This window comes from Bacillus sp. AM 13(2015) (genome assembly GCF_001518755.1).
Lineage (GTDB): Bacteria > Bacillota > Bacilli > Bacillales > Bacillaceae > Bacillus > Bacillus safensis.
Window position 1 is genome coordinate 1 of the sequence record NZ_LKCP01000091.1, and the last position, 26,906, is coordinate 26,906.

Here is a 26,906-nt window from a genome sequence, read left to right on the forward strand (position 1 = left end):
TTTGAAGAGCTTTCTCATGGAATGACCATATCAGCGGAAGAGTGCGCGTATATGGTGCAGCATCTGATTCAAAAAGGATTTATCTCAATTCAGCCATTTGAAGACAGGTCTGGTATTCAGCATGACCGTTACTCAGTAGAACCTTTATGGGGCGTGCTGTATGACTTTTTAGAAACAAAACAGGCGAAAGAAGCTCAAAAACAACATGTGCAGGCAGAAAAATCTTTATATGCTTTATTTGAAGATGAATTCGGCAGACCGCTGTCTCCTCTTGAAGGAGAAACACTTTCGATCTGGATGGATCAAGACCATCATGATGCTGAAATGATTCGGCTAGCGCTAAGAGAAGCCGTTTTATCAGGGAAATTAAATTTCCGTTATATTGATCGATTTTATTTGAGTGGAAAAAGAAAGGGCTGAAAACAGCGGAAGAAGCAAAAGAGCATAGCCAGCATTTCCGTTCTCAGCAGAAAACGCCACCTTCAAAAGAAGAGACGTCCACTTATAAACGACAAGTTCCTTTTTATAATTGGCTGGAACAATAACCAATAAAGGAGAAGGCATGTTATCAAAAAAACAAATCAATGAGTGTTTAGATATTATAGGAGATATGTTTCCAGAGGCTGAGTGTGAGCTTGTTCATGCCAATCCATTTGAGCTTGTGATTGCTGTTGCGCTCTCTGCTCAGTGTACAGACGTGCTTGTAAATAAAGTCACCAAAACGTTATTTCAAAAATATAAAACACCAGAAGACTATTTAAGTGTACCGCTTGAAGAACTGCAGCAAGATATTCGCTCGATTGGTCTTTATCGAAATAAGGCTAAAAACATTCAAAAGTTGAGCAAAATGCTGATTGAAGAATATGGCGGTGAAGTACCAAAGGACAGGGATGAGCTTGTCAAGCTTCCTGGGGTTGGCCGGAAAACAGCAAATGTCGTCGTTTCAGTCGCTTTTGGGGTACCGGCAATAGCAGTAGATACACATGTAGAACGAGTCAGCAAGCGTCTAGGCATCTGCCGCTGGAAGGATTCTGTGCTTGAAGTAGAGCAAACCTTGATGAAAAAGGTGCCAAAAGAAGATTGGTCTGTGACGCATCACCGCCTGATCTTTTTTGGGAGATATCATTGTAAGGCGCAGCGGCCGCAGTGCGAATCGTGTCCGCTTCTTGATATGTGCAGGGAAGGGCAGAAGAGGTTGAAAAAAGGACTGGTGAAGCTGGCATGAGCGGGGCAGCTATTTTCACCTCATATGTCGAAAAGCTAAAAGAGAAAAAGGTAGAGATAAAAGGTGATCGAGTAGATATACTGAGAGCCAATCCGCTTGCATATGATCTATCTTCGGAACCTTTAACAGACGAGCTTCCATGGCAGGAAACAGAAGAATTTGTTCCAGTCATGTTCGAACTGTGGAACGAATTAAAAGAAAAAATGCTTCCTCGTTTCCAAACAAGGAAATCCCGCTGTGATGAAGATGATATGCTGCAAGGAATCATCAGTATGATTGCGATGTTTTACTGGATTAAAGGGGAGAGAGTCCAAACGTTTGAATGGGAACTTATCAAGCAAGAGACATTTCCTGTTGCTCCGATTAATTGGACGGAACGTTTAGAGTTCATTTTGTTAAAACCTACTCAATATCACTGCTTTATTCAATTGGACGAGCTATACACGGAATTAAAAAAGCAGTATGGAAAATATGAAGCACTTAAGAAAATCAGACAGCAGCGTTAAAAAAAAAGCACTTGCCAAGGAGGCAAGTGCTTTTTCATTATTCATCTTCTTTACGAGAAGTAGAATTTGATGGCGAATTGGAACTTTGAGCGTTGGCTTTCGCATCATCTTTCTTTTTATCTTTATTATCAGTTTGTGAGTTGCTGTTCCCATTTGTACTGTCTGAGCCATCATCTGAAGAACCATTATTTCCGTTTTCGGTATTTCCGCCTTGGTCTTTATCCTTATCCTGATCTTTTTTGTCATCAGGCTTTTGCTCATCAGTGCCAGGGGGCTGCTGATTTTTGTTATCGTCTGTTTGGTTTGTCTGCTCGTCGTCAGGCTGCTGCGGTTCTTCTTCTTCTTTATTCTCATCATCCGCTTTTTCTTCTTCATCAGCGTCATCCTTAATGGTGAGGAAGGTAGAAGCCGCTTTACTTGTGACATCCTCTACAGTGGCTGTCACTTGGAATTTATATGTGGAGCCAGGCTTCACATCAGAGATGACCGCTTCTTTAGCAGAGCTGTTTTGAATCTCTTTATAGCCGCCATTATCAACCGCTTGCTTGACATTAAATGTAGCATCAGCGTCGTCAGAATAGCCCCAAGTTAGTGTAATGGATTTTTTCTCTTCATCATACACCGCTTTTAAGTCAGAAGGCTTATCGGCTTCTTTTTTCTCATATGTGTCAGACACTTTGGTTGGAACTGTTCCTTTAACAAAGTATTCTGTTGTCTTTTTGTCACTTGGTGTATTCGGTCCGGCTAATTTTGCTGGATCTGAACCTTTTTCAACCGTAGCTTCGACGACACTGTCTGGTTTTTCAAATGAGCCGCTTCCATCATCAATTTGAGAAATTAATCGCTGGAAGACGATTTTGGCAACACGCTGCTCGTATTCAGTCAGCCACATTTTACCGTCTGCATCTTTTGAATTACCGATTCCAGTCCATACGGCTGCTGTATATTGCGGCGTATAACCGACAAACCAAGAATCTTTCGCACCGCCAGAAGGGATATTGTATTTATTAATATCATCTTGTCTGAAGTTCGTTGTACCGGTTTTACCAGCTACTTGAACGTTCGGTACTTGTGCAAGTGTACCAGTTCCAGATTGAACAGCAGTTTTCAGCATGTCTGTGATCATAAATGCTGTGTAATCACTCATCGCTGCTTTCGAGTCCGGCGTAAGGTCAAGCTTTGTCCCGTCATTAAATTCAACAGATGTGACAGCGTGCGGTTCGTTATAGTATCCGTTATTACCGAATGCACTAAATGCTCCAGCCATTTTTAATGAAGACACACCATCTTCAAATCCACCAATTGAATAAGATTCTGGAATATCAGAAGGTAAGTCCATGCCTAAATTATTCGCAAATTGCGCGGCATTCGCTGAACCAGCTTCTTGGAATGCTTTGAGTGCAGGGATGTTACGTGATTGTGCCAAAGCACTTCTCATCGACATTTTCCCTAAATGTCTTCTATCAAAGTTGTTAATTGGTGTCCCATCTGAGTACGTATATGGTGCATCATCGATTTGCTGATATGTTGACCATTTTTTGTTTTCAATGACTGGGCCGTAATCTAAGATCGGTTTAATTGTGGACCCTGGCTGGCGTTTTGCATCTGTCGCATAGTTAAAGCCGCCGGCTGGTACATCACGTCCACCGCCAATGGCGCGTATTTCACCATTTTTCGTATCAAGCAGGGTAACGCCCGCCTGCATACCTTTCGTAAATCCAACTGAATCTCCATTGATGATATCATCTAGGTGATCCTGTGCTTTTCGATCAAGTGATGTATAGATTTTTAATCCATCAGTTGATGCATCCACTTTAGCTTTTTTCTGTACTTCTTCCATCACTTCTTCAATGTAGGCAGAGTACTTACTAGAGTTTTGGCTCTTATATTTACTAGCTGAAACAACTGTTTTGCTGACAGGGGTTGCTTTTGCAACGTCATAATCTTTTTCAGAAATATAGCCTTGTTTTTTCATAAGGCTTAAAACGATATTACGGCGTTTTTCCGCTGCCTCTGGGTGTTTCACTGGGTTATAGGCAGAAGGACTCTGCGGCATACCTGCAAGAGTGGCAGCCTGTGCAACGGTTAGTTTATTTAAATCTGTGACTCCGAAAAATTGTTCAGCTGCTTTCCCAACACCATAAGCATAAGGAGAGAAGAAAATACGGTTTAAATACATTTCCAAAATTTCATCTTTAGAGTATTTTTGCTCAAGCTGAATCGAGAGCCATACTTCCTGTACTTTCCGTTTTAACGTCTTTTGATTGCTCAGGAGGGAGTTTTTCACAACCTGCTGTGTAATTGTACTTCCGCCTTCAGCGCCAAAGCCGTCCTCAACGTTTGCTACAAGGGCACCGCCAATACGGATTGGGTCAATCCCGTGGTGCTTATAAAAACGTGCATCTTCAGTCGCAATAAATGCGTCTTTTACCACATCGGGTATATCTTTTATCGAGACATACGTTCTTTTTTCTGCACCAACTTCTGCAAACACTTTCTTGTCTTTATCATAAAGTTTTGAAGAGTATGGTGTTTTAAGCTTACTATCATCAATAGAAGGAGCGCTTGATGCAAAAACGGCAAAAGTTGTGATTCCGGCAACTAAACAAAGTAGACCGATCACGAGTAAAGATAAAAATATTTTTTTAAATAGACCTGCTTTCTTTTTGCCTTTTTTTGTTCTTTTGCTTCTTATTGTTTTCTTGACTTGCTTTACGTCGCTGCTCACGACTTGTAAATTGATCAGACATCACATCTCAACCTTTCGTGTTAAACCTTTTTCGAACGTAATTGCTGCTTGCTTTCATCCGAAAAATGAAGTGTCTCCACTACTTTAATATAATCAATTCTTGGCGAATATCCAAGTGTCATTATGTGGCCAGCTTCCATTAATTCGTCTTTGCTAATGGATTTACGGCCGTTTTGCTTCTGCCGCTCCCAGAAGAAAAAGAGATCTGAAGCGGGCAAATAATAAACGGAGCCAAAAGCGGATATAATAACGAAACAAATGCCGCCTTGTTTTTCAACCTGTTTCATATGCTCAATTTGATGGTCGTGGAAATTTTTGAGCGGAAACGAGGTAGTGCTTTTGGTTTCCTTTGCTTCAAAATCGATATAGCGGCCTTTGTACACCCCGTTATAGTCTGTTGTGGAGGATTGTTTAAAATAGGCTTCTTTAATGACAGCAGCACTTCTTTTTGGATAATCCACATTCACAATTTGAACTGGGGTAGGCTTTTTATGAATGACTGCGATCCCGTTGACCAAATAATATTGGTTCGTTTCATTTAAATCAGCCTCAAGCGTCATCCCGCGGTTACTATAAGAGGATTCGCCGCTGATTCTTTTTTTTGTCCCAATTTGTTGAATGGGCTGATACGATTTTCCGTTTGGATACCGAATCATCAAGTTTCAGCCTCCTTTTAATGCATTTTGTATTGGAGAGATCACCATGTTGTCCCAAAAAGAGCACATCATCACTCAGCAAATTTTGCGAGAAACGAAAGCAAAAAATAAAGACAACCTGACGAGGACAAATGCTTACAAGCGGTTTTATGACCGGCATCCAGAGATGAAATGGTCGCTGCTCGCTTCCTTTGTCTCAAGAAATGCAGGGTGGTCAATGACAGATTTAAAGGGCGAACTCTTCCATCCAGGTTTAACGGATCAGCAGGGGCACCTTTTTTTCACAGCATATGAAAGAGCGAATTGGCTGATCTTTTCGGATGCTTATCCTCAGCTTCTTTTGTATGAATGGTCTAAGAGATGCAGTCAACCTTTGTTTCATCTGCTGCCTTATTTCTCCGTGTCTCGTTTTATGAGCGCTGAGTGGGAACATTTTTGGCTAAAGCATGACACAGAGCGTCTGCTTTATGCACTCATCATAAATGAACAATATACTATACAATCTCCTATTATACAAAATCCTCTTCTGAAAAAGAATGTTTTTCACTCGATTCAATATCTTTTCAGCGAGTGGGGACATTTCCAAACCGTTGTTTTTCCAACGGTGGACGGGCATTTGTACGGCTTAACCATACGGAAGTTTTCCAATGTAAAGGAACGCATTACATTAGGTAAAAAACTAGCGAAACTATTATTTCGAGCCGATTTGTTTTCGGATTTTTATCATTTTATGCATACCGTTCCGCATACTGGGTCTCGGTTTGATTTTGAGCCGTTTTTAGGGATCGCTAGAAGGTCAACACCTTTTCTTCGAACGGTTTATCCGGTGATGACACATTCATTAGACGATCAAAGGGAAGATTGGTTTCAAAAGAAATTGAGTCCATCTTTATTTGAGGCAGAGCCGCTGCCAAAGCAGATTGAGCTGACGGACTGGTATTTTCATAAAAAAAGACAGCTTCGTTTTCTTTTCTCATTAGAGCACTATTTTTTGCATAAATAAAAAGCAGGGGGTGCCTGCTTTTTTTTACGTAGATGGACGATTAGGACCGCCGAGCTTTTTATCAAGCTGATCTGTACTGTTTTCTTTCCCTTTTGGATTTTGCTCTTTTGGTGCTGGCTTCTTTTTCATGAAATCTACCTCCTTTTGTCCTTAGAATTTACACAATCGGACGCAATCATACAAAGAAGGACAAGCATCTGTCGAAAAGGAAGAAATAGCGCTTATCAACACTTAGATTGGCGATTTGCTTCTAGTTTTGTCATGTGTGAAGGAGGGTGAGAAAGAAAAGAGAATGTAACGAGAGACGATAAAGGAGGAATCTGATGATGAGCGAATTTGTATCAAAAGAATCCATTATGCAGTTGTTAGAGGAAATCGAGCGAAAAATTGATGCGGTGGAAGCAGAGCTGTCTCTTGCTGTGAATCAGACAAAACGTGCAGCGATAGAAGAGCAAGAACAAATCATTGACCGGCTTGAATCAGAAGTAAAGGACTGTGAAGTGAAGCTTCATGCAGCCGAGTATAAACTGGCGGCAAGACCGGCATATCACGCCGGATAGCTTTTCTATTTGAGCAATAGGTAAACGTTTGATAGGATGGTTCATAGAGGTGAACACTTTGGATAATCAAACATTACTTGAACATACACAAAACTTGAGAATATGGATCGAAAAAGCGTATGAGCAGTACCAAAAGGGAAAGGCTGAAGAGGAGTACCCATCGTATGATTTTTATACGGATATTCAGCCAGCCGTTGATACATTTGATCAGAAAATGGAAGAGTGGCTCACCGCAGCTATCTCCTTTGTTCAACAAGTCAAACCTAGATATTTACACCAAGAACAGCTTGAAGCCGTTAAAGAAAATGGTAAAGAGGTTGTCCTGCAATCTTATTTTGGCAAACAGCACGCACCCCGTGTAAAAAATTTAGTTGAGTCAGTGGTTTACACACTGAACCTTTTAATAGAAGAAATCAAACAGCGCAGCTAAAGACATAATGCTGCGTTTTTCTTATGACTTCTTTAGGCACATCTTCTGCTTTTGATCATAATATATGAGTGACATCAATATGTGTTGAGAGCGAGAGGAGCGAGATAGATGTTCCCTTATCCAAACCAGCAGCCTTATGAATTCAATCAATTCAAGCAAAGGCCTTTTCCGTATTCAGAGATGCAGCAGCAGCAGCCTCCGCAGCCTCCAGACTATTTCATGCCGCCATATCAAGGTGGAATGAACCAGGCACCATCTACTGTTTATCAGCCGCCTTATGGATACCAAGAAAACGTGCCGCAAATGCAGCCGCCTGAAGCGATGAATCCACCGCAAATGCAGCCGCCAGGCATGATGCCCATGCAGCAGCCTATGAACCCTTATCCTTTGCCAAGACCGCAAAAACAGCAGCCATCTCAGTTTAAAAGTGTGCTGTCACAATTCAAAAAGACGAATGGGCAATACGATTTTAACAAAATGTTTGATACAGCTGGCCAAATGATGAGTACAATGAATCAAGTAGGCTCATTGGCGAAAGGATTTACAAGCATTTTTAAAGCATAGTTAAAACCCAATAGATCGATCTATTGGGTTGTTTGCTTTGGCGCAGATACACGAAGCGATTGATCTTTCCACACACTTTTCATTTTCGTTTCATCTATTTTTGCCGGCATTAAAATGGTTTTTGTAAAGCTTGAATACGAGGAAGTCGTATCCGTTTTAATTTTTTCCTGCACTGATAAGTGTAAATATTGAGCTTTTACTTCTAGCGCAATGTCTCCTTCGACAAAATGGTCTGGAAATTGAATCTCGATATACACATTCTGTTCATCTTCTGTCACATCAGTCGTAATTGATGCAAGTGATTGCGATGTGGTCATGAGTGCCTCCGCACTATTTAATATCTCGTGAAACGGGGAGGATGCAAAAAATTGTTCAATCGCTTCATATAACATATTTTCATTTGCCAGCAATTCATGTTTGTTTTCGCCATCTTGTTTCATTCGAATCACCTCTCATCTACAGCCTATGCAGAAAGGGCTCAGGCGGTTATCAATTGATGAGAGGAAAAAATTATGATTAAATAGTGTTGAATGAAGCAAGGTGTATAGGCGTAAAGTTTCTTACACTAAATAGATTTAGGAAGCAAAGCTTGAAGGGAGCAAATTGACATTGCTGAAAAAATTATTCGGTTTCGGAAAAAACCAAGATGATGTAAAGGAAGAAGTCATTTATTCTCCAGTTGATGGAGAGTTAATGGATATGACTGATGTACCAGATCCCGTCTTTTCTCAAAAGATGATGGGAGACGGCGTAGCAGTAAAACCAAAAAGTGGGACGATTGTGTCACCAGTAGAGGGTGAAATCATTCAGCTCTTCCATACAAAACATGCAATTGGCATTCGAACACTCTCGGGGCTTGAGCTTCTGATTCATATCGGGCTTGAAACAGTTGGGTTAAATGGTGAAGGATTTGAAGCGCACATTAAAGAAGGGGATAAAGTGAAAATCGGTGACCCTCTCATTACGTGTGATTTAGAACTGATTGAAGAGAAAGCATCAAGTACAGTGACACCGATTGTGATTATGAATGGTGACCTAGTCGAACGACTTGATAAAGAACCAAAAGGCTCTGTAGAAAAGCAGATGTCCAAGCTCTTTACAGTGAAAATGAAATAATCCATGAATAGAAAAAACTACCCGTTAATAGGGTAGTTTTTTTATTGAGGATATTAATCCTCCATTGGAACCCAGCCTTGACTCGCTTCCATGACAGACCACAAACCTTCTGGAATGAGATACTTGTCTTTTTGGCTGCGTTTAATGACGGTTTCAATCTCTTTTTCTCTGCCTTCTTTAATCTTTTTAGCCCAATCTGGGTCGACGATCAGCTCTCGTGCGACAGCAATCAGAGGAATCCCTTGATTGTAAGCATGGAGAGCATCTTCAGCTGTAATGACGCTGCCTACTCCAATAAGCGGAAGAGTATCGCCGCAGCGTTCTTTTAGCAGTTCCATACGTGTTTTATTAGAATCTGCGCCTCGTCTTGCTTTAGAGCCAATCTCCATTAAAGAGATATGCAAATAATCGAGGTTTTTTGTTTTGAGAACATCCACTAATGTAAACGTCTCTGTCATTGTTAAACCAGGTGTTTCAGGTTCTTCAGGAGATAACCGGTATCCAAAGATAAACGGTTTAGCTGCATGTTCTTTGATGGCCTCTTTGACTGCATCTACAACAGCAATAGGGAAAGCTAGACGTTTTTCTTCATTTCCTCCCCATTGGTCTGTACGCTGATTGCTATGCGGTGAGTAAAATTGCTGTAATAAATAACCGTTTGCTCCGTGAATTTCCACGCCGTCAAACCCTGCTTGAATCGCTCGTCTTGCCGCTTCTTTAAAGGAGTCGATAATATGAGTAATTTCCTCTTCTTTTAAAGCGCGTGCAATTTGTTTTCCATCTTTGAACACATCACTTGGCGCAACCACATCACCGTTTGGAACTAAATGAGGGAGAGCCTGAGAGCCGCCGTGATGAATTTGGATAATGGCTTTTGTTCCTTTTGCCTGGATAGCTGAAGCCAGTTTTTTCAGACCTGGTATATCTTCATCTCTTGCGATAGAAGGCTGTCCTTCAAATGCCTTCCCATCTGGAGTCACGTTCGCACATGCTGTAATCACCATACCCATTTCACTTGATCTAGCTGTAATGAAATCAATTTCGTCTTTTGAAATGGTGCCATCGTCATGAGAACCAAAGTGTGTCATTGGAGCAACCACTAACCTACCATCAATAGAGGCACCTCCAGGAAACGTAAATGGTTCAAATAAAGGCTTAAATTCGTTTTTCACTCTGATCATCTTCTTCCTTGATAAAATCATTTCACTATAGAAGTGTAATGGATACTGTTACAACAGTTCAAAGTATTTGCTCATAACTCCAGCATCAAAAAATTGCCGCCTAGTCATGCAAACAAATATTCGGTACACTAGAATGAGAGGTGGAAGCAATATGAAAAAGAAAACAATGAACGAACTGATAGAAGAATTAAAGAAAGACGAACAGGTAGAGCATTGGCATGAAATTGAAGCAAAGCCTGCACAGACCTCTCCCGTTCCTGAAAGAGTGGACGACAGGCTAAAAAAGGCGCTTGAAAAACGAGGCGTGAAAGAACTGTACATTCATCAAAAAGAAGCCTTTGAACGAGTAATGGATGGTGAACATGTTGTAACGGTTACACCAACAGCTTCAGGTAAAACGCTTTGCTACAATCTGCCTGTTCTTCAGTCGATTGCAGAAGACCAGACAAACCGCTCTCTTTATTTATTCCCAACAAAAGCGCTCGCGCAGGATCAAAAGAGTGAACTTAACGAGATCATCCACGAGATGGATGTTCCGATTCATAGTGAAACATATGACGGTGACACCTCACCAGCCATTCGGCAGCGAGTGAGACAAGCAGGACATATTGTCATCACAAACCCAGATATGCTGCATTCAGCCATTTTGCCTCATCATACGAAATGGGTCAGCTTGTTTGAGAATTTGAAGTATATTGTCATTGATGAGCTTCATACATATCGAGGTGTGTTTGGCAGTCATGTGGCCAATGTGATTCGCAGGCTAAAGCGAATTTGTGCATTTTACGGAAGTGATCCGGTGTTTATTTGCACTTCAGCAACGATTGCGAATCCAAAAGAGCTGGCGCAGCAGCTCACAGGGAGCAAGGTGCATCTTATTGAACGAAACGGAGCGCCTAGCGGTAAAAAGAATTTTGTGTTTTATAACCCGCCAGTGGTGAATAAACCATTAAATATTAGACAAAGCGCTGCCACTGTCGTCAACCAATTGGCTAAAACATTTTTAAAAGAAAAAATTCAAACGATCGTTTTTGCTAGAAGCAGAGTACGAGTAGAAGTGATTTTAAGTCACATTCAAGAGCTTGTGAAAAAGGAAATCGGTCCAAAATCGATTCGCGGGTATCGCGGAGGCTATTTGCCAAAAGAGCGGCGCGTGATTGAAAAGGGATTAAGAGAAGGAGACATTTTAGGTGTCGTCAGTACGAATGCCCTAGAATTAGGGGTAGATATAGGTCAGCTAAAGGTATGCATTATGACGGGGTATCCTGGCAGTGTAGCGAGTACATGGCAGCAGGCAGGACGTGCTGGAAGGCGTCATGAGGAGGCGCTTATTATTATGGTGGCAAGCTCCTCACCCCTTGATCAATATATTGTCAGACACCCTGAATATTTCTTTAATAGACCGCCTGAAGCAGCCAGAATCAATCCTGAAAATCTCATTATTTTAGTGGATCATCTAAAATGTGCTTCCTACGAGCTGCCATTTCGGACAGATGAACAGTTTGGCGACATGGAAGTAGAAGATATTTTGCAATACTTACACGAAGAAGGAGTTCTTCATTTTAGCGGGAACCGGTATTATTGGTCAGATCAATCGTTCCCAGCACATGGCATCAGCCTGAGGTCTGCAAGCCAGGAAAATGTAGTGATTGTGGATCAATCAGATGTAGCGAATGTCCGAATTGTTGGAGAGATGGATCGATTCAGTGCGATGACACTGCTGCATGATGAAGCGATTTATTTACATGAAGGGGTTCAGTATCAAGTAGAAAAGCTAGATTACGAGCATCTGAAGGCTTATGTGAAACAAGTGGATGTAGAATACTATACAGATGCTAATTTAGCTGTTCAGCTCAAGGTGCTTGAAATCGATCAGACAACAGAGAAAGAAGCGGTATCTGTTCACTACGGTGATGTCACTGTCAACGCAATGCCAACAATTTTTAAAAAAATTCGGCTCAGCACTGGTGAAAATATAGGCTCTGGTCCAATTCACTTACCTGAAGAAGAAATTCATACGAGTGCGGCCTGGTTTGAATTACATGAAGCAGAGCGGAGATTTGAAGAGAAAACACTTGAACAGCTGCTGCTCGGCATCGCAAATGTTCTTCAGCACATTGTACCAGCCTTTGTGATGTGTGACCGTTCAGATATTCATGTTGTTTCACAAATTAAAGCGGCACATACCGGTAAACCGACAGTCTTTTTATATGACCACTACCCTGGCGGAATTGGCTTAAGCAAAGAGGTCCAAGCTCGTTTCGATGAAATAGCAGGTGCAGCCATTCAGCTGATAGAGCGGTGCCGCTGTGAGAACGGCTGTCCATCCTGCATTGGCATGGAAATGAAAGAGGTGAGCGGAAAAAGCAGCATTGTTGAATTGATGTCTGTATTTTAAGGGGAAGGAGGAAGAGAGCTACTCATGTCACTAAAAGGGAAATTAAATAGAATGAAGAAGCACTTATCGCACAACCAGCCAAACGAAAAACGGCAAAAAGCAGTGGAAGGAAAGCCCCAGCCTGTGACGGCTGATAAAATCCCATTTTTAAAGGAATGGGAGCAACTGGGTGCAGCTCCATATCACTTTGAGGATTCCTTTTGTCTCATTCGAGAAGTCACCTATTCATTAGATGACAAGCATGGACTCTATTCGTTTGCGGAACTGCCAAAGATCATCGAGGCTTGGAACAAAAGCGGCATCCAGCATTCACTATCTGCTAAAGGTTACAAACCGCATGAACTGTTTTTCTTTGATACAGAAACAACAGGATTATCTGGCGGGACGGGAAATATGATTTTCTTGCTTGGACATGCGCGGGTTTTTGCTGACAAAGTAGTGGTGAAACAGCACCTGCTCACAAATCCGGGAAATGAAGCGGCTCTTTATAAAAGCTTTCTCGATGAAGTGAACGTAGAATCGCTTGTTACATATAATGGAAAATCATTCGATTGGCCGCAAGTGAAAACGAGACATACTTTGTTGCGAGATCAAATCCCTGCGCTTCCAGAGTTTGGCCACTTTGATCTTCTGCATGGTTCAAGACGATTGTGGAAGCATAAATATGAACGAATGGCGCTGTCTGTGGTTGAAAAAGAAGAGCTGCACGTTCACCGGGAAGGCGACACACCAGGTTTTTTGGCACCGATGATCTATTTTCATTTTTTAAAGGAACAAAATCCGAAGCTCATCGAAGGGATTTTGACTCATAATGAATTAGACGTCCTTTCGTTAATCAGCCTCTACATCCATCTATCCAAAAAAATCCTATCTATGGATGCGGTAAAGGAGCACGATGAGAAATACGCGCTGGCTAGGTGGCATCTTGCGCATCGAGATGTACAGGAAGCTACGAAGCATTTGCGGGAATTAACAGGTGCTGATTTTGAACATGCCAATCAGGCAGCTTATGATCTCTCCTTACAATATAAACGGCTAAACGAGTGGGATGAAGCAGTTCGAATTTGGGAAACATTATTTGAATCAAGTGATGTCCATTTAGCATTAAAAGCAGGTATAGAGCTTGCGAAGTGTAAAGAGCATCGCCAAAAAGATGCAAGGTCAGCTCTTTCCATCACCGAATCTTTATTATCTTTCTCATCGTTAAGCGAGCGAGACACGGAAGAGCTTGAGAAACGAAAAAAACGGCTATTGAGAAAAGCTGGGCAATGAAATATTATTACCCGGGAAAGCGCAAAAAATGACAACGTTCGGCTCTCGGCCGAAAATAAAAAATGTTTAGCACTTTTATTGTAGAAAGGCCGCGAATCCTGTAAAATAACGTTAGATATTGAATGAGGAGCGTATAGCATGTATAAGGGTCTTTTCTACTTGTTTTTTCTTGTGGTCATTTTGGTCGCTTTTGTGTTTTCGAACTATAAAGATATTTTTCTTGCCAACTTTTAAAATAGGTTAATGCATTAGTACATGTACACCTCTTGATTCATACATTGTTAATGTAAGAAAATAAAGGAGAGGGGAATGCTACATGTACCATCATCATCATCATTGCCATCCGAATGTTACACAGCCAATTGTTCATCCGACGAATCATTGCTGTACACACAGCGAGTCAACAACAATTGTGCCGCATATCCACCCGCAGCATGTGACAAATGTTCACCACCATAATTTCAAACATGTTCACTACTTCCCGCATACGTTTTCTCAGGTGGACCCGACAACACATCAACACTTTAACTGCGGTGGACCTTGCTGTAACAGATAAAGTGAATGGGACTTTTATAAGTCCCATTTTTTAAAAGCAGGTGAAGAAATGAAAATTATTGCTGTCACAGGGTACAAGCCGTTTGAGCTTGGGATATTCAAGCAAGACGAGCCTGCACTTCAATACATAAAAGCGGAGCTTCAAAAAAGGCTGACAGCCCTTATCGAAGAAGGTCTGGAATGGGTGCTCATATCAGGCCAGCTTGGCGCAGAAATCTGGACAGCCGAAGTGGTGTTTGAGCTTCAGGAGGAATATCCAGCGTTAAAACTTGCAGTCATTACGCCATTTTATGAACAGGAAGAGCGCTGGAATGAGCAAAACAAAGAATTGTATGAAGGAATTCTTGCACAGGCCGATTTTGTAGAAAGTGTCACGCATAGACCGTATGAAAGTCCGGCACAATTTAAACAAAAGAACCGCTTTTTTATTGAAAAAACAGATGGACTTCTCGTCTTATATGATCCCGAGCATGAGGGATCGCCGAAGTATATGATTAGAGAAGCAGAAGCCTATACCGATTACCCCATTATGTACATCACAATGGATGATCTAAGAGCGCAGGTTGAGGCGGAAGATCCGTTTTTTGATTAAAAGCAAGAGAAAATTTGACAACGTCACGTATTTCTGAAAAAATATACTATGAATTCACGATATGAGGTGAAAAAGATGCTTGCTGATAAAGTAAAGCTTTCTGCGAAAGAAATTTTAGAAAAAGAATTTAAAACAGGTGTCAGAGGGTACAAACAAGAAGAAGTCGATAAATTTTTAGATATGGTCATTAAAGACTATGAGACATTCAACCAAGAAATCGAAAAACTTCAACAAGAAAACCTCCACTTGTCAAAACAGCTTGAAGAGGCTGTTGAACAGGGGAAAAGACAGCCTGCACAGTCTAATACAACAAACTTTGATATTTTAAAAAGACTATCGAACCTTGAGAAACACGTTTTTGGCAGCAAACTTTATGATTGAGTCTTGCTGAAAAAGCTTGTGTCAGATGTCATTGTCGTTTATAATAACGCTTATTGATTAACGTTCGGGTAATCGCTGTAATGCTATTTAGGGCATTGCAGAGGAAAGTCCATGCTCGCACGGTGCTGAGATGCCCGTAGTGTTCGTGCCTGGCGAAAAAATAAGCCAGGGCAGCCTGGGAAAGGCTGACGGCAGGAAAAATGCCTACGTCCTTTTTAGGATATGGCAAAGTATCCTTGAAAGTGCCACAGTGACGAAGTCTCACTAGAAATGGTGAGAGTGGAACGCGGTAAACCCCTCGAGCGAGAAACCCAAACTTGGTAGGGGAACTTTCTCAAAGGAACTAAACGGAGAGAAGGACAGAGAATTCTGTAGATAGATGATTACCACCTGAGTACGAGGCATTTGCCGTTTGCAGTACGATGGAACAAAACATGGCTTACAGAACGTTATATCCGTTATAATAAACATGATGAAACAAAGCTCTCCTATTTCAACATATGGAGAGCTTTTATCTTGAATACATAAAAGGACGAGAAAACAGGTGATAAATCAATGAAAACCTATACACTCATCGCAACAGCCCCGATGGGCATTGAAGCAATTGTTGCAAAAGAAGTAAGAGACCTTGGCTATGAGTGCACAGTCGACAATGGAAAAGTGATTTTCAAGGGGGATGCGCTTGCGATTTGCCGTGCAAACCTTTGGCTGCGTACAGCAGACCGGATTAAGGTACAAGTTGCTGAATTTTCGGCAAAAACATTTGATGAGCTTTTTGAACGGACGAAAGCGATTGACTGGGCCGCTTTTTTACCAAAAAACAGTACGTTTCCTGTCATCGGGAAATCTGTGAAATCTCAGCTTGCCAGTGTTCCGGACTGCCAGCGCATCGTCAAAAAAGCCATCGCGCAAAAGCTGAAATCCTCCTACAACATTCAGTCTGAATGGCTTGAAGAGACGGGCCCTGAATATAAAATCGAGATCTCTCTTTTAAAAGATAAAGCTGTGCTTACTCTTGATACATCTGGTGTAGGTCTTCATAAACGTGGATACCGCATGGATCAAGGCGGAGCACCTATTAAAGAAACGCTTGCAGCTGCGCTCGTCCTATTAACGAACTGGACACCTGACCGTCCGTTTGTTGATCCTTTCTGCGGATCAGGAACAATCGCCATTGAAGCAGCGATGATAGGACAAAACATTGCCCCTGGATTCAACCGGGATTTTGCTTCTGAATCATGGGAATGGATCGGTGAAGACGTATGGAACAAAGCGCGTGTAGAAGTAGAAGAAAAAGCAAACTATGACCAGCCGCTCCGCATTATTGCAAGTGATATCGACCATCGTATGGTAGACATTGCAAAAATGAATGCAGAAGAAGCAGGACTAAGTGAACTGATTGAGTTTAAACAAATGCAAGTAAAAGACTTTCAAACAAAAGACGAGTATGGTGTGATTGTCGGAAACCCTCCTTACGGTGAACGACTGAGTGATAAACCAGCAGTTGAAAAAATGTATCAAGGAATGGGTGAAGCATTTAAGAACCTAGATACCTGGTCCATTTACATCTTAACGTCACACGAAAAATTCGAAGAATGCTTCGGAAGAAAAGCGACGAAAAAGAGAAAGCTGTTTAACGGTTTTATCAAAACAGACTATTATCAATATTGGGGAAAACGCCCGCCTAGAAAACAAACAACCGAATCGTAATAAATGGCCGCACCGAAAGAAGGTGCGGCTTTTTTGTGCTGAAAAGGTATAACTCTAAGCGAGACGGAATAAACTGAACTTGATTTTAAAAAAAGAGGTGTCTTCATGATTCATTATGATCAAATTCAGTTAATCCAAAAAGCACTCGCTTCGACTGCTCAAGAAATAGAAGGGCATGAAGGTGGACAATCTGCTCAGCTTACGGCAGCCATCGAAGATTTGGCACTGGCTCAGGCATACATAGAACGTTCTGAGCATGCATTTTTAATGAAGGAAAGCTATCAACATCGCCTGCGCTCATAAAAAAAGATTGTTTTTCCCCAGCGTAAATGGTACTATTGAATGTCTGAATGATTCAAAAGTTGGGGGTTGAAGCAGGTGACAGCATCTCGTTTGCCTTTTTCATTATCAAAAGAACACAATTTTTACGAAGAACTGGGCAACTGGATTGGTGATGTGTTTTATGACATTTTGCCAGAAAAGGGCTTTGATCTTCGAGATGAACAAATATTCATGGCTTTTCAGCTAGAAAGAGCCTTTAAAGAAAAAAGTGTGATGTTTGCCGAAGCTGGGGTAGGCACAGGCAAAACCATCGTCTATCTATTATTTGCCGTCACATATGCAAGGTATACAGGGAAGCCTGCGATTATTGCATGTGCAGACGAAACGTTAATTGAACAGCTCGTTAAACAAGAAGGTGATATCTATAAAATTGCCAATCACCTTGATATTCAAATAGATGCGAGATTAAGTAAATCGCATGATCAATATTTATGCTTAAAGAAGCTAGAGAAAACGATGCAGCGTGAAGATGATGAAAAGTGGCTCGATATTTATGAATCACTGCCTTCATTTGTTCATGAATCACATGGTATGCAAACCTTTTATCCATATGGCGATCGAAAAGAGTATCCAGAGTTATCAAATGATGAATGGTCACGAATTGGCTATGACTCATTTCAGGACTGCCTGACGTGCGATATGCGCCATCGCTGCGGTCTGAATTTATCAAGAGATCATTACCGGAAAGCGACAGATCTCATCATCTGTTCACATGATTTTTACATGGAGCATGTGTGGACGAAGGAATCCCGAAAACGTGAGGGACAGCTTCCGCTGCTTCCTGAGCATAGCTCCGTCGTATTTGATGAAGGACATCTTCTCGAGTTTGCCGCACAAAAAGCCTTAACGTACCGAGTGAAGCAATCAACGCTTGAAACATTTTTGGAGCGTCTTTTGCAAAACGACATACGCGAAGAATTTGCAGAGCTTGTTGAAGATGCACTTGCAACAAACGATGAGTTCTTTTATCTCTTAAAAACACATGCCAAAGAAGTCAAAGGCTCGCACCGGCTTGAAATTGGGCGTGTCGATGAGGTAAAGCGTTCTGCAAGCGAATTGTGTGACTTGCTTGAAAAAATCGGAGAAGCGCTCGTGTTTGAATCTGAAATGTATACGATCGATCAATACGAATTATCTGTTGTGGAAGAATACATTGAACAAATGGCGTATTCTCTATCGCTTTATCAAAAAAATGCCATTAGCTGGCTGGAAAAACAAGAATTAGATACAACATTTGTTGTGATGCCGAAGACGGTTGCAGAGGTACTTGGCGAAAAAGTCTTCTCGCAAAAAAGACCATATATTTTCTCTTCCGCTACATTGTCTGAGAATCAATCCTTTGATTATTTAGCTGAAAGTCTTGGGATTAAAGATTACTTATCAATGAGTGTCGCTTCGCCGTATGATTACGATGAACAAATGAAGATTTATTTCCATGGAATTCAGCAGATCGCTGAGCAAGAGGCAAAAGCACAGCAAGTGATCACTCAGCTGAAAGAAAATGGAGGACGATCTCTGATTCTATTCCCTTCATTTGATGAACTCCATTTCTTTAGAAAACAGCTTGAAGCAGCAAATGAATCACTGCCGTTTGACGTATATTTTGAGGGAGACGAGGAAATCAGCACGATTGTTCAAAAGTTCCAAGCTGATGAGACATCCGTGTTATGCTCAGTTCATCTGTGGGAAGGGCTTGATATTCCAGGTGAATCATTAACGAATGTGATCATCTGGGGACTTCCTTATCCGCCGCATGATCCGGTATTTGAAGCGAAACGAAATGAAGCAAAGGATGCACATGCTGAAGTTGACCTTCCGTATATGCTGCTTCGCTTACGCCAAGGGATCGGAAGACTGATCCGGACAAGCCAAGACGCAGGAAGCATTCATATTTATTTTGATCGTAAGGAAGATACAGCACTTCAAAGTAAAATTGAATCCGTCCTGCCAGTGAAGCCCATCATTACATCTTAAATAGCTGAAAACTTGTAAAGGAGGAGGATACCGCTGTGTGTCCTCCTTTTTCATTGACAAAAGAACATTCATTGAAGTAGCCTTGAAACGTACATACATATTATTGATTGGGGGAACAAACGCATGAGTCTTGAAGCAACTGAGAAAGCGTTTTATCAATTACTAGGGAAAATCGCCCATTATACAGAGGCGCTCCATTTACTTTATTGGGATTCTAGAACACAAGCGCCTAAAAAAAGTGCGGATTTTAGAGCGGAAACGATCGGTCAATTATCAAGTGATATTTTTAATATGAAGACTTCTGACGAAATGAGAGATCTTCTTCACGAGTTAAACAAACATCGAGATGAGCTCACAAAAGATACACAGAAGGCGCTCGAATTATCACAAAAAGAGTATGATGAAAACAGTAAAATTCCGAAAGAAGAATTTAAAGAATACTCGATTTTGCAATCAAAAGCAGAGCATGTTTGGGTAGAAGCAAGGGAGAAATCAGACTTTTCACTCTTTGCACCATACTTAAAACAGCTTATTGACTTTAACAAGCGTTTCATCCAATATTGGGGCGTGAAAAAAACGCCTTATGATGTGCTGCTCAATAACTATGAGCCAGATATGACGGTTGAACAGCTTGATCAAAAATTTGGTGCACTTCGTGACGCCATTGTTCCTCTTGTGAAAAAAATCGAAGCTTCACCAAATAAGCCGGATACTTCATTTTTATCGAAAAGCTTTCCAATCGATAAACAAAAGGAATTGAGCCTCTTTTTCTTAAAAGAATTAGGATATGACTTTGACGCAGGCCGCCTTGATACAACCGTCCATCCATTTGCAGTGACATTAAGCAGAGGTGACGTGCGTGTGACGACCCGTTATGATGAGCATGATTTTCGAATGGCGATCTTTGGCACGATTCATGAATGTGGTCATGCGATTTATGAGCAAAACATTGATGAAGCACTGAGCGGAACGCTTTTATGTGATGGCACTTCAATGGGTATCCATGAATCACAGTCTCTTTTCTTTGAGAACTTTATCGGCAGACACGAAGATTTCTGGAAAACGTATTATCAAAAGCTGCAAGAAGCATCTCCTGAGCAATTTAAAGATGTATCTTTAGAAGACTTTGTGCATGCAGTGAATGAATCGAAGCCGACTTACATTCGAATTGAAGCCGATGAACTGACGTATCCGCTTCACATTATCATCCGCTATGAAATTGAGAAAGCGATTTTCAATGAAGAAGTAGCAGTTGAAGATCTACCTGCACTTTGGAATGAAAAATATCAAGCGTATCTTGGCATTACGCCTCCTAATGATGCACTCGGTATCTTGCAGGATGTTCACTGGTCTGATGGAAGTTTTGGCTATTTCCCTTCATATGCCCTTGGTTATATGTATGCGGCGCAATTAAAACAACAAATGATTAAAGACTTACCAAATTTTGATGAGCTAATTCAAAATGGGTCTTTTGCACCGATAAAAGAATGGCTGACGGAACATGTTCATCAGCATGGAAAACGGAAAAAGCCATCTGAAATCATTCAAGATGCAACAGGCGAAGAATTAAATGTTCAATATTTAATCGACTACTTAACGGATAAATATACGAAACTGTATTTATCATAAAAGAAGGGCACCCTTTCATGAGAAGGGTGCTTTTTTGATGCTTGAATATTCTAAAAACGAACATTTTGTTCTGATCTATTATTTAAGTTCGGTATTTTTCTATAAAAGTGCTTTCCAAGCGTCTGAAATCTTGTTATAATTTGAACACTATAACACTCATATAATCGCGTGATGATGGCACGCAAGTTTCTACCGGACACCGATACGGTCCGACTATGAGTGAGCAAAATGAAACAGCTCTTGTTTGAGCTGAAGATCCGTGGATCGTTTTCGCATTGCTTGCTCCTCATGGGCAGCAATGCTTTTTTTATGCAAAAAATCGAATGTTTGCCAATATGCTAGGGGGAAAAATGATGGAATTGTTACGTCAAAAAATTGAGAACGAAGGAATCGTTCTGTCAAATCAAGTGTTAAAGGTAGATGCTTTTTTAAATCATCAAATTGATCCTGTGTTAATGCATGAGATTGGGCAAGAGTTTGCTAGATTATTTAAGCATGATGGCATTACAAAAATCATCACAATCGAATCTTCAGGCATCGCACCTGCTGTGATGGCTGGGCTTGCTCTTCAAGTCCCTGTTGTGTTTGCAAGAAAACGTCAATCACTCACATTAACGGATAACCTGTTAACAGCCAGTGTGTACTCTTTTACGAAAAAAGTAGAAAGCACGATTGCTGTCTCAAATACGCATCTGAGTGAAAACGATTGTGTGTTAATCATTGATGATTTTTTAGCAAATGGTGAAGCTGCGAAAGGACTTGCAGCGATTGCAAAGCAGGCAAAGGCGAAAGTAGCCGGATTTGGCATTGTCATTGAAAAATCATTCCAGCCTGGAAGAAATGCGCTTGTGCAAATGGGCTACCGCGTCGAGTCCCTCGCACGTATTGAATCACTTGAGGAAGGGAAAGTCACGTTTGTACGGGAGGTACAATCATGAGTACCGCTAAAAAAGTCAAAACGCTCTCGCTGGGCATTCAGCATGTACTGGCAATGTATGCAGGTGCTGTTCTTGTACCGCTCATTGTTGGAGATGCACTTGGGCTCACGCCTTCACAGCTGACTTACCTCATCTCTGCGGATATTTTCATGTGCGGGGCTGCTACATTGCTTCAAGTATGGAAAAACCGCTTCTTTGGAATAGGTCTGCCTGTTGTATTAGGCTGTACATTTACTGCGGTTTCGCCCATGATTGCGATTGGCTCTAAGTATGGAATTTCGTCTATTTATGGCAGTATTATCGCTTCTGGCTGTATTGTCATTCTTCTTTCTTTTTTCTTTGGGAAGCTTGTGAAATTTTTCCCGCCTGTTGTCACAGGCTCTGTCGTCACCATTATTGGGATCACCCTCATTCCTGTAGCGATGAACAATATGGCAGGAGGAGAAGGAAGTGCGGACTATGGTTCTTTTGAAAATCTAGGGCTCGCTTTCCTTGTACTGTTTATCATTGTACTGCTCTATCGATTCACGAAAGGGTTTATGAAGGCGATCGCCATTTTAATTGGTATTCTCCTTGGGACAGCAGTTGCTGCGTTTATGGGAAAAGTGGAAACAGCTGAGGTGGCAAACGCCCAGGTTTTCCGCATGATTGAGCCATTTTATTTTGGGATGCCGACCTTTGAATTTGCACCGATCATGACCATGACGTTAGTTGCGATTGTGTCACTAGTTGAATCAACAGGCGTTTATTTCGCACTAGGTGATTTAACAAACCGTTCATTAAAAGAAAAAGATTTGGCTAAAGGCTATCGGGCAGAGGGGATTGCTGTGTTATTAGGTGGAATCTTCAATGCTTTTCCGTACACAGCCTACTCACAAAACGTTGGGTTGATCCAGCTAACTGGAGTCAAGAAAAACCAAGTCATTGTCGTAACAGGGGCATTACTCATGTTATTTGGTCTTTTTCCTAAAATCGCTGCCTTTACGACGATTATTCCAAAATCGGTTCTTGGCGGTGCAATGGTTGCCATGTTTGGTATGGTCATTGCATACGGTATTAAAATGCTCTCGCGCGTAGATTTTGCAAAGCAGGAGAACTTGCTAATCGTTGCTTGCTCCGTGGGAATCGGCTTAGGTGTTACCGTCGTGCCGCAAATGTTTGAGCATCTGCCAGACTCGATTAAATTATTAACAAGTAACGGTATTGTGGCTGGAAGCTTTACCGCTATTTTGCTTCATATTATTTATCACATGATTCCTTTTAAAAAAGAAGCCGAGCATGACCTGGTAGAAGAACCTAAGCAATCTGTTATGTAAACACCTCTCTTGGAGAGGGATTCAGATTATGGACAAAGAGCTAAAATGACCTTTTTTTAGCTCTTTGTCTTCTTTTTAGCTTGATAAAAAACCTTTGATCCTAGGAAGGAGCGTGTGAGGGTTTGTCTACAAGCTGAAAGCCCGCATCTTTTGGATACGGGCTTTTTGTGATTAGCACTATTAATGCTGTACCGGCGGCATTGTTTCGTTAATGACTGCAAATGTATAGCCCCTTGCTTTTAGCTGTATAATCAGGCTATCTAAATAGTTTGTGGTAGAGGGTTGATCATGCATTAATATAACTTTTGGTTCCCATGGTTTATTTTTCTCAAACATTTGCAATTGATTCAATACCTCTGGAACATATTGTGAGTTTTTATATCTCCAGTCAAGGCTATCAATCGTCCAGTCCCAGTAAATAAAGCCATTTTGGTTTAAACGTACTTTTTGATGATATGTTAAATTTGGAACACTGCCATAGGGGGTTCTTACAAGACGGCTGTAGACACCTGTAACAGAGGCAAGAATACGCTGAGCTTCTCTCATTTCATTTACGGGAGACTCGCTGTTCTGATAAAAGAGGTTTATATCATGCGTCATGCCATGAAGACCTAATTGATGTCCTTCTTGATAAAGTCTTTTCACAGTTGATTGGTGTGCTTGGATTTGCGGTCCAAGCATGAAGAACGTTGCCTTCACGTGATGTGCTTTTAATACATTTAACAGCTGATTTGATGTAGCAGAAGGACCATCATCAAATGTTAAAAAGACTGTTTTATTCGTTGCCTGTTGGTTTGGATTGGTCTTAAAATGTGTATCCAATGTTCTTGTAGACTGATTTTTTGCTTTCAGACTGATGCTTGTGTCACGGAAGTCACTGCTGGCAACATTTTTTGCTTGCCCATTTGTCGCCTGCAAATGGGGTTTAGACATATCCCAGATAAAAAAGAGAAACAGTGTAAGAAGCACTAAACCAATTACCTTTGAGAGAAGTATCATGTTGTAGGGTGTCTTTTTTTTGGAAACCTTTTTCATTACAATCACTCCAGTCAATTAAATTTTGAGCCGAACCATGTTGTAGATTCTTTCTTTTTTCACTGTTTTTCTTGGTACACATATTGATTATGTATATAGTGGAAAAAATCCTTTTTATATAGAAAATTCAAATGAATTAGAAATTTATGGTTGTTACTTTGTGTTGATCAGCAAAAAAAGGTGATCCATTCATGTTTAAATAAAATCATTCTGAATAATGATCGAAACGTTAATATTTATACGCTAAGATAGCAGCAGATGTGACCATTAATTCGAAGCGAAAGGGAGATTCCTTATGAAAGTGTTGTATAATGACGATTTCATTGAAAAAAGGGTGCTTATGTGGAAAGTGGAGACAGAGGCGATTAATCTCAAAAAACATAGAGAAAAGCTCGTACCACTACAAAATAAAGAAGATATCGGCAAATTCTCTCTTACCGTACAACGAAGGATTTAAACAATATGTGTCCGGTTCAGAGGTTTGTAAAACTAGTTCTTTTCTAGATAACTGTACACAAAGTCAAAATCATACCAAGCAAATTCATCGCATATTTGGCAAGACTAGATGAAGCAAACTACCTAAGACTCACTGAAATAAATAAAAGCAACTATGCAAAGCGGAGAGAAATAAAGAACGCGTCTTTGCGGATGCAAAAGAAAAGCATAGTATGCGTTGGGCGAAACTTCGTGTACTAAAAAAATTTCAATGCAAGCGATGCTTACTCTCGCTGCCATGAATCTTAAAAAATTAGCTAACTAGACATGGAAAACACTATGTCCAGCGTAAACCCTTTATAATGATAGTGAAAACCCCACTTTTATTTAAAGTAAAAGGGGGGGTTCTACGGTCTAAACACTTCTCTATAGAAGTGTTTTTTTGCATAAAAAAAGCAGGTTCGCTTGGCTTTGAACGAACCTGTGAAGGAGGAAAACTACATCATGTTTTCACCTATATTATCCAATATTTATCAATTGTCGTCAAGACAAAAAGTTAGACGAAGGAAAATATTTTGACTGAATTGTGACGTTTTGGCATGTATATCCTTTTTTCGATAGGGGATATTAATCGAAAAAAGAGGTGAAGCCGATGGCGTACATTCTTTCTGTTGGAACGAGTCTGCCACAACATCATGTGGATCAGAAAAAGGCGGCTGATTTTGCTAGATCCCAATTTAAACGATCGTTTAAAGATATCGACCGGCTGCTCAGAGCTTTTCAAAATGGAGAAATCGAGAGCAGACAGTTTGTGCAGCCAATTGAATGGTATCAGACGCACCACTCTTTTGAGGAGAAAAACAACCTCTATTTGGAAAAAGCATTGGCTCATGCAAAAGAAGCGGTCATACACTGTCTTCATGAGAAGGCATTCCTGAAAAAACCGATTCCGTTTGAAGAAATCGATGCATTGTTTTTTATTTCAAGCACCGGACTTTCGACACCAAGCCTTGATGCAAAACTGATGAACGTTCTCCCTTTTTCGCCTTATACGAAACGAGTGCCGATCTGGGGCTTAGGATGCGGGGGCGGAGCGGCGGGGTTGACCCGGGCTTACGAATACATAAGGGCATTTCCAGAAGCGAAGGTACTGGTTGTCGCCTGCGAACTGTGCAGTTTAACCTTTCAGCCGCAAGATCAATCAAAAAGCAATTTAATCGGTACATCTTTGTTCGGAGACGGGACAGCAGCGGTACTCTTAACTGGAGAAAAAGGTGTATCAGAATACACCCATCTAAAAACAGTCCCTAAAGTGATTGGTACACAATCTGTCACAATGAAAGAGTCTGAGGATGTGATGGGCTGGGAATTTACAAGTGACGGCTTTCAGGTTATTTTCTCCCGTGACATTCCTTCCATTATTTCCGGCTGGTTAAAAGAGCAAGTCGATCAATTTTTAGAGCAGCAAGGGTATTCTGTAGAAGAACTATCGGTTTTTCTTGCCCATCCTGGAGGGAAAAAAGTGATCGATGCCTATATTAAAAGTCTATCCTTACAAGAAGATCAGCTTTTTTCATCAAAAGAAGTACTCAGACAACACGGAAATATGTCCTCTGCCACAGTTTTGTATGTGATCAAGCATTATCTTGAACATCAATCCGCTGAAGCGGGAGATATCGGTCTTTGCGGAGCGCTTGGTCCGGGATTTTCATCAGAGCTGCTGCTCATGAAATGGGAGGAGGTCATATCATGATCATTTGGCTCGTCATTGGTTTCTTCGTGTGTCAGCGGCTTATTGAAATGCTTGTGGCTAAAAGAAATGAAAAGAAAGTGAAAGCGATCGGTGCCATTGAATTTGGTGCAAGTCATTATCCTTATATGGTCGCTATGCATGCGGGCTTTTTTCTCTCACTCATGGTTGAGGTATGGGGGTTAAACAGGCCGCCGTCGCGCTATTTTCTTGTGTTGCTCGTTTTCCTGCTGGCTACACAGGTTATTCGATATTGGGCATTATGCTCTCTTGGAACGTATTGGAATACAAAGATTTTAGTTGTACCAAATGCGATGATGGTAAAAAAAGGACCTTATCGCTGGTTAAAGCATCCTAACTATGTCGTGGTGGCGATTGAGCTTATGCTGATCCCGCTTTTATTTAATGCCTATTTTACCGCTATTTTGTTCACATGTTTAAATGCATGGATGATGGCTGTGAGAATTCAAACAGAAGAGAAAGCGCTCAATCAGTATTTGTTAAATTAATATTGAAAATCATTATCAATTGTGATACACTTTCATTAATGATAAGCATTCTCAATCACGAAGGATGGACGGTGATCACA

Annotated in this window: 26 protein-coding genes, 1 other RNA gene, 3 pseudogenes and 1 riboswitch; of the genes and pseudogenes, 24 read left to right on the forward strand and 6 right to left on the reverse strand. The window is 41.0% G+C overall.

What is annotated here, in order from left to right:
• The 3 genes and pseudogenes from AOQ70_RS17700 to AOQ70_RS17710 form a co-directional block, all read left to right on the forward strand.
• A pseudogene (locus tag AOQ70_RS17700) lies at positions 1-545 on the forward strand (DnaD domain-containing protein); the annotation flags it as partial.
• 17 nt (positions 546-562) lie between these two features.
• Entirely contained in the window at positions 563-1,225 is a 663-nt protein-coding gene (nth, locus tag AOQ70_RS17705) for an endonuclease III (RefSeq protein WP_024422776.1), read from the forward strand.
• Positions 1,222-1,731 carry a YpoC family protein gene (locus AOQ70_RS17710; RefSeq protein WP_059377725.1) on the forward strand — a complete coding sequence of 170 codons (510 nt, stop codon included), beginning with the start codon at positions 1,222-1,224 and terminating at the stop codon, positions 1,729-1,731. The genes nth and AOQ70_RS17710 overlap by 4 nt, the downstream gene beginning before the upstream one ends.
• A 37-nt stretch (positions 1,732-1,768) precedes the next feature.
• Here AOQ70_RS17710 and AOQ70_RS17715 read toward each other — a convergent pair.
• Both AOQ70_RS17715 and recU read right to left on the reverse strand, forming a co-directional pair.
• Positions 1,769-4,481 (reverse strand): annotated as a pseudogene (locus AOQ70_RS17715) (PBP1A family penicillin-binding protein).
• Positions 4,482-4,500: 19 nt separating this feature from the next.
• Positions 4,501-5,136: a Holliday junction resolvase RecU gene (gene recU, locus AOQ70_RS17720; RefSeq protein ID WP_058837936.1), complete on the reverse strand. Its 636-nt coding sequence runs from the start codon at positions 5,134-5,136 to the stop codon at positions 4,501-4,503.
• 46 nt (positions 5,137-5,182) lie between these two features.
• Here recU and AOQ70_RS17725 point away from each other — a divergent pair, with 46 nt between their 5' ends.
• Positions 5,183-6,139 carry a DUF2515 domain-containing protein gene (locus AOQ70_RS17725; protein ID WP_059377727.1) on the forward strand — a complete coding sequence of 319 codons (957 nt, stop codon included), beginning with the start codon at positions 5,183-5,185 and terminating at the stop codon, positions 6,137-6,139.
• A 24-nt stretch (positions 6,140-6,163) separates the two neighbouring features.
• On the opposite strand, the gene sspM is transcribed toward AOQ70_RS17725, so the two are convergent.
• Positions 6,164-6,268, reverse strand: coding sequence for an acid-soluble spore protein SspM (sspM, locus tag AOQ70_RS17730; protein ID WP_039179471.1), 105 nt, complete (start codon positions 6,266-6,268; stop codon positions 6,164-6,166).
• Positions 6,269-6,465: 197 nt separating this feature from the next.
• On the opposite strand from sspM, the gene AOQ70_RS17735 reads away from it, so the two are divergent.
• From AOQ70_RS17735 to AOQ70_RS17745, 3 genes are all read left to right on the forward strand, one after another.
• Complete coding sequence (locus AOQ70_RS17735; RefSeq protein WP_224928722.1) at positions 6,466-6,699, forward strand: DUF5446 family protein; 234 nt, start codon at positions 6,466-6,468, stop codon at positions 6,697-6,699.
• A 49-nt stretch (positions 6,700-6,748) separates the two neighbouring features.
• A complete protein-coding gene (locus tag AOQ70_RS17740) occupies positions 6,749-7,129 on the forward strand; it encodes a YppE family protein (protein ID WP_228280239.1) in 381 nt (126 codons plus the stop codon).
• Positions 7,130-7,237: 108 nt separating this feature from the next.
• Positions 7,238-7,693: a YppG family protein gene (locus AOQ70_RS17745; RefSeq protein ID WP_059377729.1), complete on the forward strand. Its 456-nt coding sequence runs from the start codon at positions 7,238-7,240 to the stop codon at positions 7,691-7,693.
• A 20-nt stretch (positions 7,694-7,713) separates the two neighbouring features.
• On the opposite strand, the gene AOQ70_RS17750 is transcribed toward AOQ70_RS17745, so the two are convergent.
• Positions 7,714-8,133 carry an Hsp20/alpha crystallin family protein gene (locus AOQ70_RS17750; protein WP_059377733.1) on the reverse strand — a complete coding sequence of 140 codons (420 nt, stop codon included), beginning with the start codon at positions 8,131-8,133 and terminating at the stop codon, positions 7,714-7,716.
• Between the two features lie 169 nt (positions 8,134-8,302).
• Between AOQ70_RS17750 and AOQ70_RS17755 the strand changes: the two genes are divergently transcribed.
• Positions 8,303-8,809, forward strand: a complete 507-nt coding sequence (locus tag AOQ70_RS17755; RefSeq protein ID WP_039183169.1) for a PTS sugar transporter subunit IIA — start codon at positions 8,303-8,305, stop codon at positions 8,807-8,809.
• Positions 8,810-8,862: 53 nt separating this feature from the next.
• On the opposite strand, the gene AOQ70_RS17760 is transcribed toward AOQ70_RS17755, so the two are convergent.
• Entirely contained in the window at positions 8,863-9,981 is a 1,119-nt protein-coding gene (locus AOQ70_RS17760) for an NADH-dependent flavin oxidoreductase (RefSeq protein ID WP_231730903.1), read from the reverse strand.
• A 160-nt stretch (positions 9,982-10,141) separates the two neighbouring features.
• Between AOQ70_RS17760 and AOQ70_RS17765 the strand changes: the two genes are divergently transcribed.
• From AOQ70_RS17765 to pbuX, 12 genes are all read left to right on the forward strand, one after another.
• Positions 10,142-12,388 (forward strand): DEAD/DEAH box helicase, encoded by a 2,247-nt coding sequence (locus tag AOQ70_RS17765; RefSeq protein ID WP_059377740.1) that lies wholly within the window; start codon positions 10,142-10,144, stop codon positions 12,386-12,388.
• A gap of 24 nt (positions 12,389-12,412) precedes the next feature.
• Positions 12,413-13,660 (forward strand): ribonuclease H-like domain-containing protein, encoded by a 1,248-nt coding sequence (locus AOQ70_RS17770; RefSeq protein ID WP_059377743.1) that lies wholly within the window; start codon positions 12,413-12,415, stop codon positions 13,658-13,660.
• A gap of 316 nt (positions 13,661-13,976) precedes the next feature.
• Complete coding sequence (locus AOQ70_RS19465) at positions 13,977-14,216, forward strand: CotD family spore coat protein (RefSeq protein ID WP_073206049.1); 240 nt, start codon at positions 13,977-13,979, stop codon at positions 14,214-14,216.
• A 48-nt stretch (positions 14,217-14,264) separates the two neighbouring features.
• On the forward strand, positions 14,265-14,807 hold the full coding sequence (locus tag AOQ70_RS17775) for a DUF1273 domain-containing protein (RefSeq protein ID WP_029706022.1): 543 nt from the start codon (positions 14,265-14,267) through the stop codon (positions 14,805-14,807).
• A 75-nt stretch (positions 14,808-14,882) separates the two neighbouring features.
• Positions 14,883-15,188, forward strand: a complete 306-nt coding sequence (gpsB, locus tag AOQ70_RS17780; RefSeq protein ID WP_012010336.1) for a cell division regulator GpsB — start codon at positions 14,883-14,885, stop codon at positions 15,186-15,188.
• Between the two features lie 60 nt (positions 15,189-15,248).
• Positions 15,249-15,635, forward strand: an RNA gene (gene rnpB / locus AOQ70_RS17785) — RNase P RNA component class B.
• A 108-nt stretch (positions 15,636-15,743) separates the two neighbouring features.
• Positions 15,744-16,898: a THUMP domain-containing class I SAM-dependent RNA methyltransferase gene (locus AOQ70_RS17790; RefSeq protein WP_059377746.1), complete on the forward strand. Its 1,155-nt coding sequence runs from the start codon at positions 15,744-15,746 to the stop codon at positions 16,896-16,898.
• Positions 16,899-17,003: 105 nt separating this feature from the next.
• Positions 17,004-17,201, forward strand: a complete 198-nt coding sequence (locus tag AOQ70_RS17795) for a hypothetical protein (RefSeq protein ID WP_024422762.1) — start codon at positions 17,004-17,006, stop codon at positions 17,199-17,201.
• A 75-nt stretch (positions 17,202-17,276) separates the two neighbouring features.
• On the forward strand, positions 17,277-19,214 hold the full coding sequence (locus AOQ70_RS17800; protein ID WP_059377749.1) for an ATP-dependent DNA helicase: 1,938 nt from the start codon (positions 17,277-17,279) through the stop codon (positions 19,212-19,214).
• 123 nt (positions 19,215-19,337) lie between these two features.
• Positions 19,338-20,843, forward strand: coding sequence for a carboxypeptidase M32 (locus AOQ70_RS17805; protein ID WP_058837925.1), 1,506 nt, complete (start codon positions 19,338-19,340; stop codon positions 20,841-20,843).
• Positions 20,844-20,979: 136 nt separating this feature from the next.
• Positions 20,980-21,079: riboswitch (purine riboswitch) on the forward strand.
• A gap of 117 nt (positions 21,080-21,196) precedes the next feature.
• Entirely contained in the window at positions 21,197-21,781 is a 585-nt protein-coding gene (gene xpt / locus AOQ70_RS17810; protein ID WP_024422759.1) for a xanthine phosphoribosyltransferase, read from the forward strand.
• Positions 21,778-23,097, forward strand: a complete 1,320-nt coding sequence (gene pbuX / locus AOQ70_RS17815; RefSeq protein WP_059377752.1) for a xanthine permease PbuX — start codon at positions 21,778-21,780, stop codon at positions 23,095-23,097. Before xpt ends, pbuX begins: the two co-directional genes overlap by 4 nt.
• Before the next feature lie 180 nt (positions 23,098-23,277).
• On the opposite strand, the gene AOQ70_RS17820 is transcribed toward pbuX, so the two are convergent.
• Positions 23,278-24,132: a polysaccharide deacetylase family protein gene (locus tag AOQ70_RS17820; protein WP_059377755.1), complete on the reverse strand. Its 855-nt coding sequence runs from the start codon at positions 24,130-24,132 to the stop codon at positions 23,278-23,280.
• A gap of 295 nt (positions 24,133-24,427) precedes the next feature.
• On the opposite strand from AOQ70_RS17820, the gene AOQ70_RS19825 reads away from it, so the two are divergent.
• From AOQ70_RS19825 to AOQ70_RS17830, 4 genes and pseudogenes are all read left to right on the forward strand, one after another.
• Positions 24,428-24,589 (forward strand): hypothetical protein, encoded by a 162-nt coding sequence (locus AOQ70_RS19825; protein WP_186366067.1) that lies wholly within the window; start codon positions 24,428-24,430, stop codon positions 24,587-24,589.
• Positions 24,579-24,892 (forward strand): annotated as a pseudogene (locus tag AOQ70_RS19470) (transposase); the annotation flags it as partial. The gene AOQ70_RS19825 and the pseudogene AOQ70_RS19470, both read left to right, overlap by 11 nt.
• Positions 24,893-25,219: 327 nt before the next feature.
• Positions 25,220-26,320, forward strand: a complete 1,101-nt coding sequence (locus AOQ70_RS17825; protein WP_059377758.1) for a type III polyketide synthase — start codon at positions 25,220-25,222, stop codon at positions 26,318-26,320.
• Complete coding sequence (locus AOQ70_RS17830; protein WP_034623498.1) at positions 26,317-26,826, forward strand: isoprenylcysteine carboxyl methyltransferase family protein; 510 nt, start codon at positions 26,317-26,319, stop codon at positions 26,824-26,826. Before AOQ70_RS17825 ends, AOQ70_RS17830 begins: the two co-directional genes overlap by 4 nt.
• Positions 26,827-26,906: the final 80 nt, after the last annotated feature.

What these genes read in the sequence shown, in the direction of transcription:
- gpsB (WP_012010336.1), top strand. Translation starts at nt 14,883, where the DNA reads ATGCTTGCTGATAAAGTAAAGCTTTCTGCGAAAGAAATTTTAGAAAAA.
- pbuX (WP_059377752.1), top strand. Translation starts at nt 21,778, where the DNA reads ATGAGTACCGCTAAAAAAGTCAAAACGCTCTCGCTGGGCATTCAGCAT.
- AOQ70_RS17745 (WP_059377729.1), top strand. Translation starts at nt 7,238, where the DNA reads ATGTTCCCTTATCCAAACCAGCAGCCTTATGAATTCAATCAATTCAAG.
- AOQ70_RS19825 (WP_186366067.1), top strand. Translation starts at nt 24,428, where the DNA reads ATGAAAGTGTTGTATAATGACGATTTCATTGAAAAAAGGGTGCTTATG.
- AOQ70_RS17820 (WP_059377755.1), bottom strand. Translation starts at nt 24,132, where the DNA reads ATGAAAAAGGTTTCCAAAAAAAAGACACCCTACAACATGATACTTCTC.
- AOQ70_RS17710 (WP_059377725.1), top strand. Translation starts at nt 1,222, where the DNA reads ATGAGCGGGGCAGCTATTTTCACCTCATATGTCGAAAAGCTAAAAGAG.
- AOQ70_RS17725 (WP_059377727.1), top strand. Translation starts at nt 5,183, where the DNA reads ATGTTGTCCCAAAAAGAGCACATCATCACTCAGCAAATTTTGCGAGAA.
- AOQ70_RS17825 (WP_059377758.1), top strand. Translation starts at nt 25,220, where the DNA reads ATGGCGTACATTCTTTCTGTTGGAACGAGTCTGCCACAACATCATGTG.
- nth (WP_024422776.1), top strand. Translation starts at nt 563, where the DNA reads ATGTTATCAAAAAAACAAATCAATGAGTGTTTAGATATTATAGGAGAT.
- AOQ70_RS17775 (WP_029706022.1), top strand. Translation starts at nt 14,265, where the DNA reads ATGAAAATTATTGCTGTCACAGGGTACAAGCCGTTTGAGCTTGGGATA.
- AOQ70_RS17805 (WP_058837925.1), top strand. Translation starts at nt 19,338, where the DNA reads ATGAGTCTTGAAGCAACTGAGAAAGCGTTTTATCAATTACTAGGGAAA.
- AOQ70_RS17830 (WP_034623498.1), top strand. Translation starts at nt 26,317, where the DNA reads ATGATCATTTGGCTCGTCATTGGTTTCTTCGTGTGTCAGCGGCTTATT.
- AOQ70_RS17795 (WP_024422762.1), top strand. Translation starts at nt 17,004, where the DNA reads ATGATTCATTATGATCAAATTCAGTTAATCCAAAAAGCACTCGCTTCG.
- AOQ70_RS17750 (WP_059377733.1), bottom strand. Translation starts at nt 8,133, where the DNA reads ATGAAACAAGATGGCGAAAACAAACATGAATTGCTGGCAAATGAAAAT.
- AOQ70_RS17790 (WP_059377746.1), top strand. Translation starts at nt 15,744, where the DNA reads ATGAAAACCTATACACTCATCGCAACAGCCCCGATGGGCATTGAAGCA.
- AOQ70_RS19465 (WP_073206049.1), top strand. Translation starts at nt 13,977, where the DNA reads ATGTACCATCATCATCATCATTGCCATCCGAATGTTACACAGCCAATT.
- recU (WP_058837936.1), bottom strand. Translation starts at nt 5,136, where the DNA reads ATGATTCGGTATCCAAACGGAAAATCGTATCAGCCCATTCAACAAATT.
- AOQ70_RS17735 (WP_224928722.1), top strand. Translation starts at nt 6,466, where the DNA reads ATGAGCGAATTTGTATCAAAAGAATCCATTATGCAGTTGTTAGAGGAA.
- AOQ70_RS17765 (WP_059377740.1), top strand. Translation starts at nt 10,142, where the DNA reads ATGAAAAAGAAAACAATGAACGAACTGATAGAAGAATTAAAGAAAGAC.
- AOQ70_RS17770 (WP_059377743.1), top strand. Translation starts at nt 12,413, where the DNA reads ATGTCACTAAAAGGGAAATTAAATAGAATGAAGAAGCACTTATCGCAC.
- sspM (WP_039179471.1), bottom strand. Translation starts at nt 6,268, where the DNA reads ATGAAAAAGAAGCCAGCACCAAAAGAGCAAAATCCAAAAGGGAAAGAA.
- xpt (WP_024422759.1), top strand. Translation starts at nt 21,197, where the DNA reads ATGGAATTGTTACGTCAAAAAATTGAGAACGAAGGAATCGTTCTGTCA.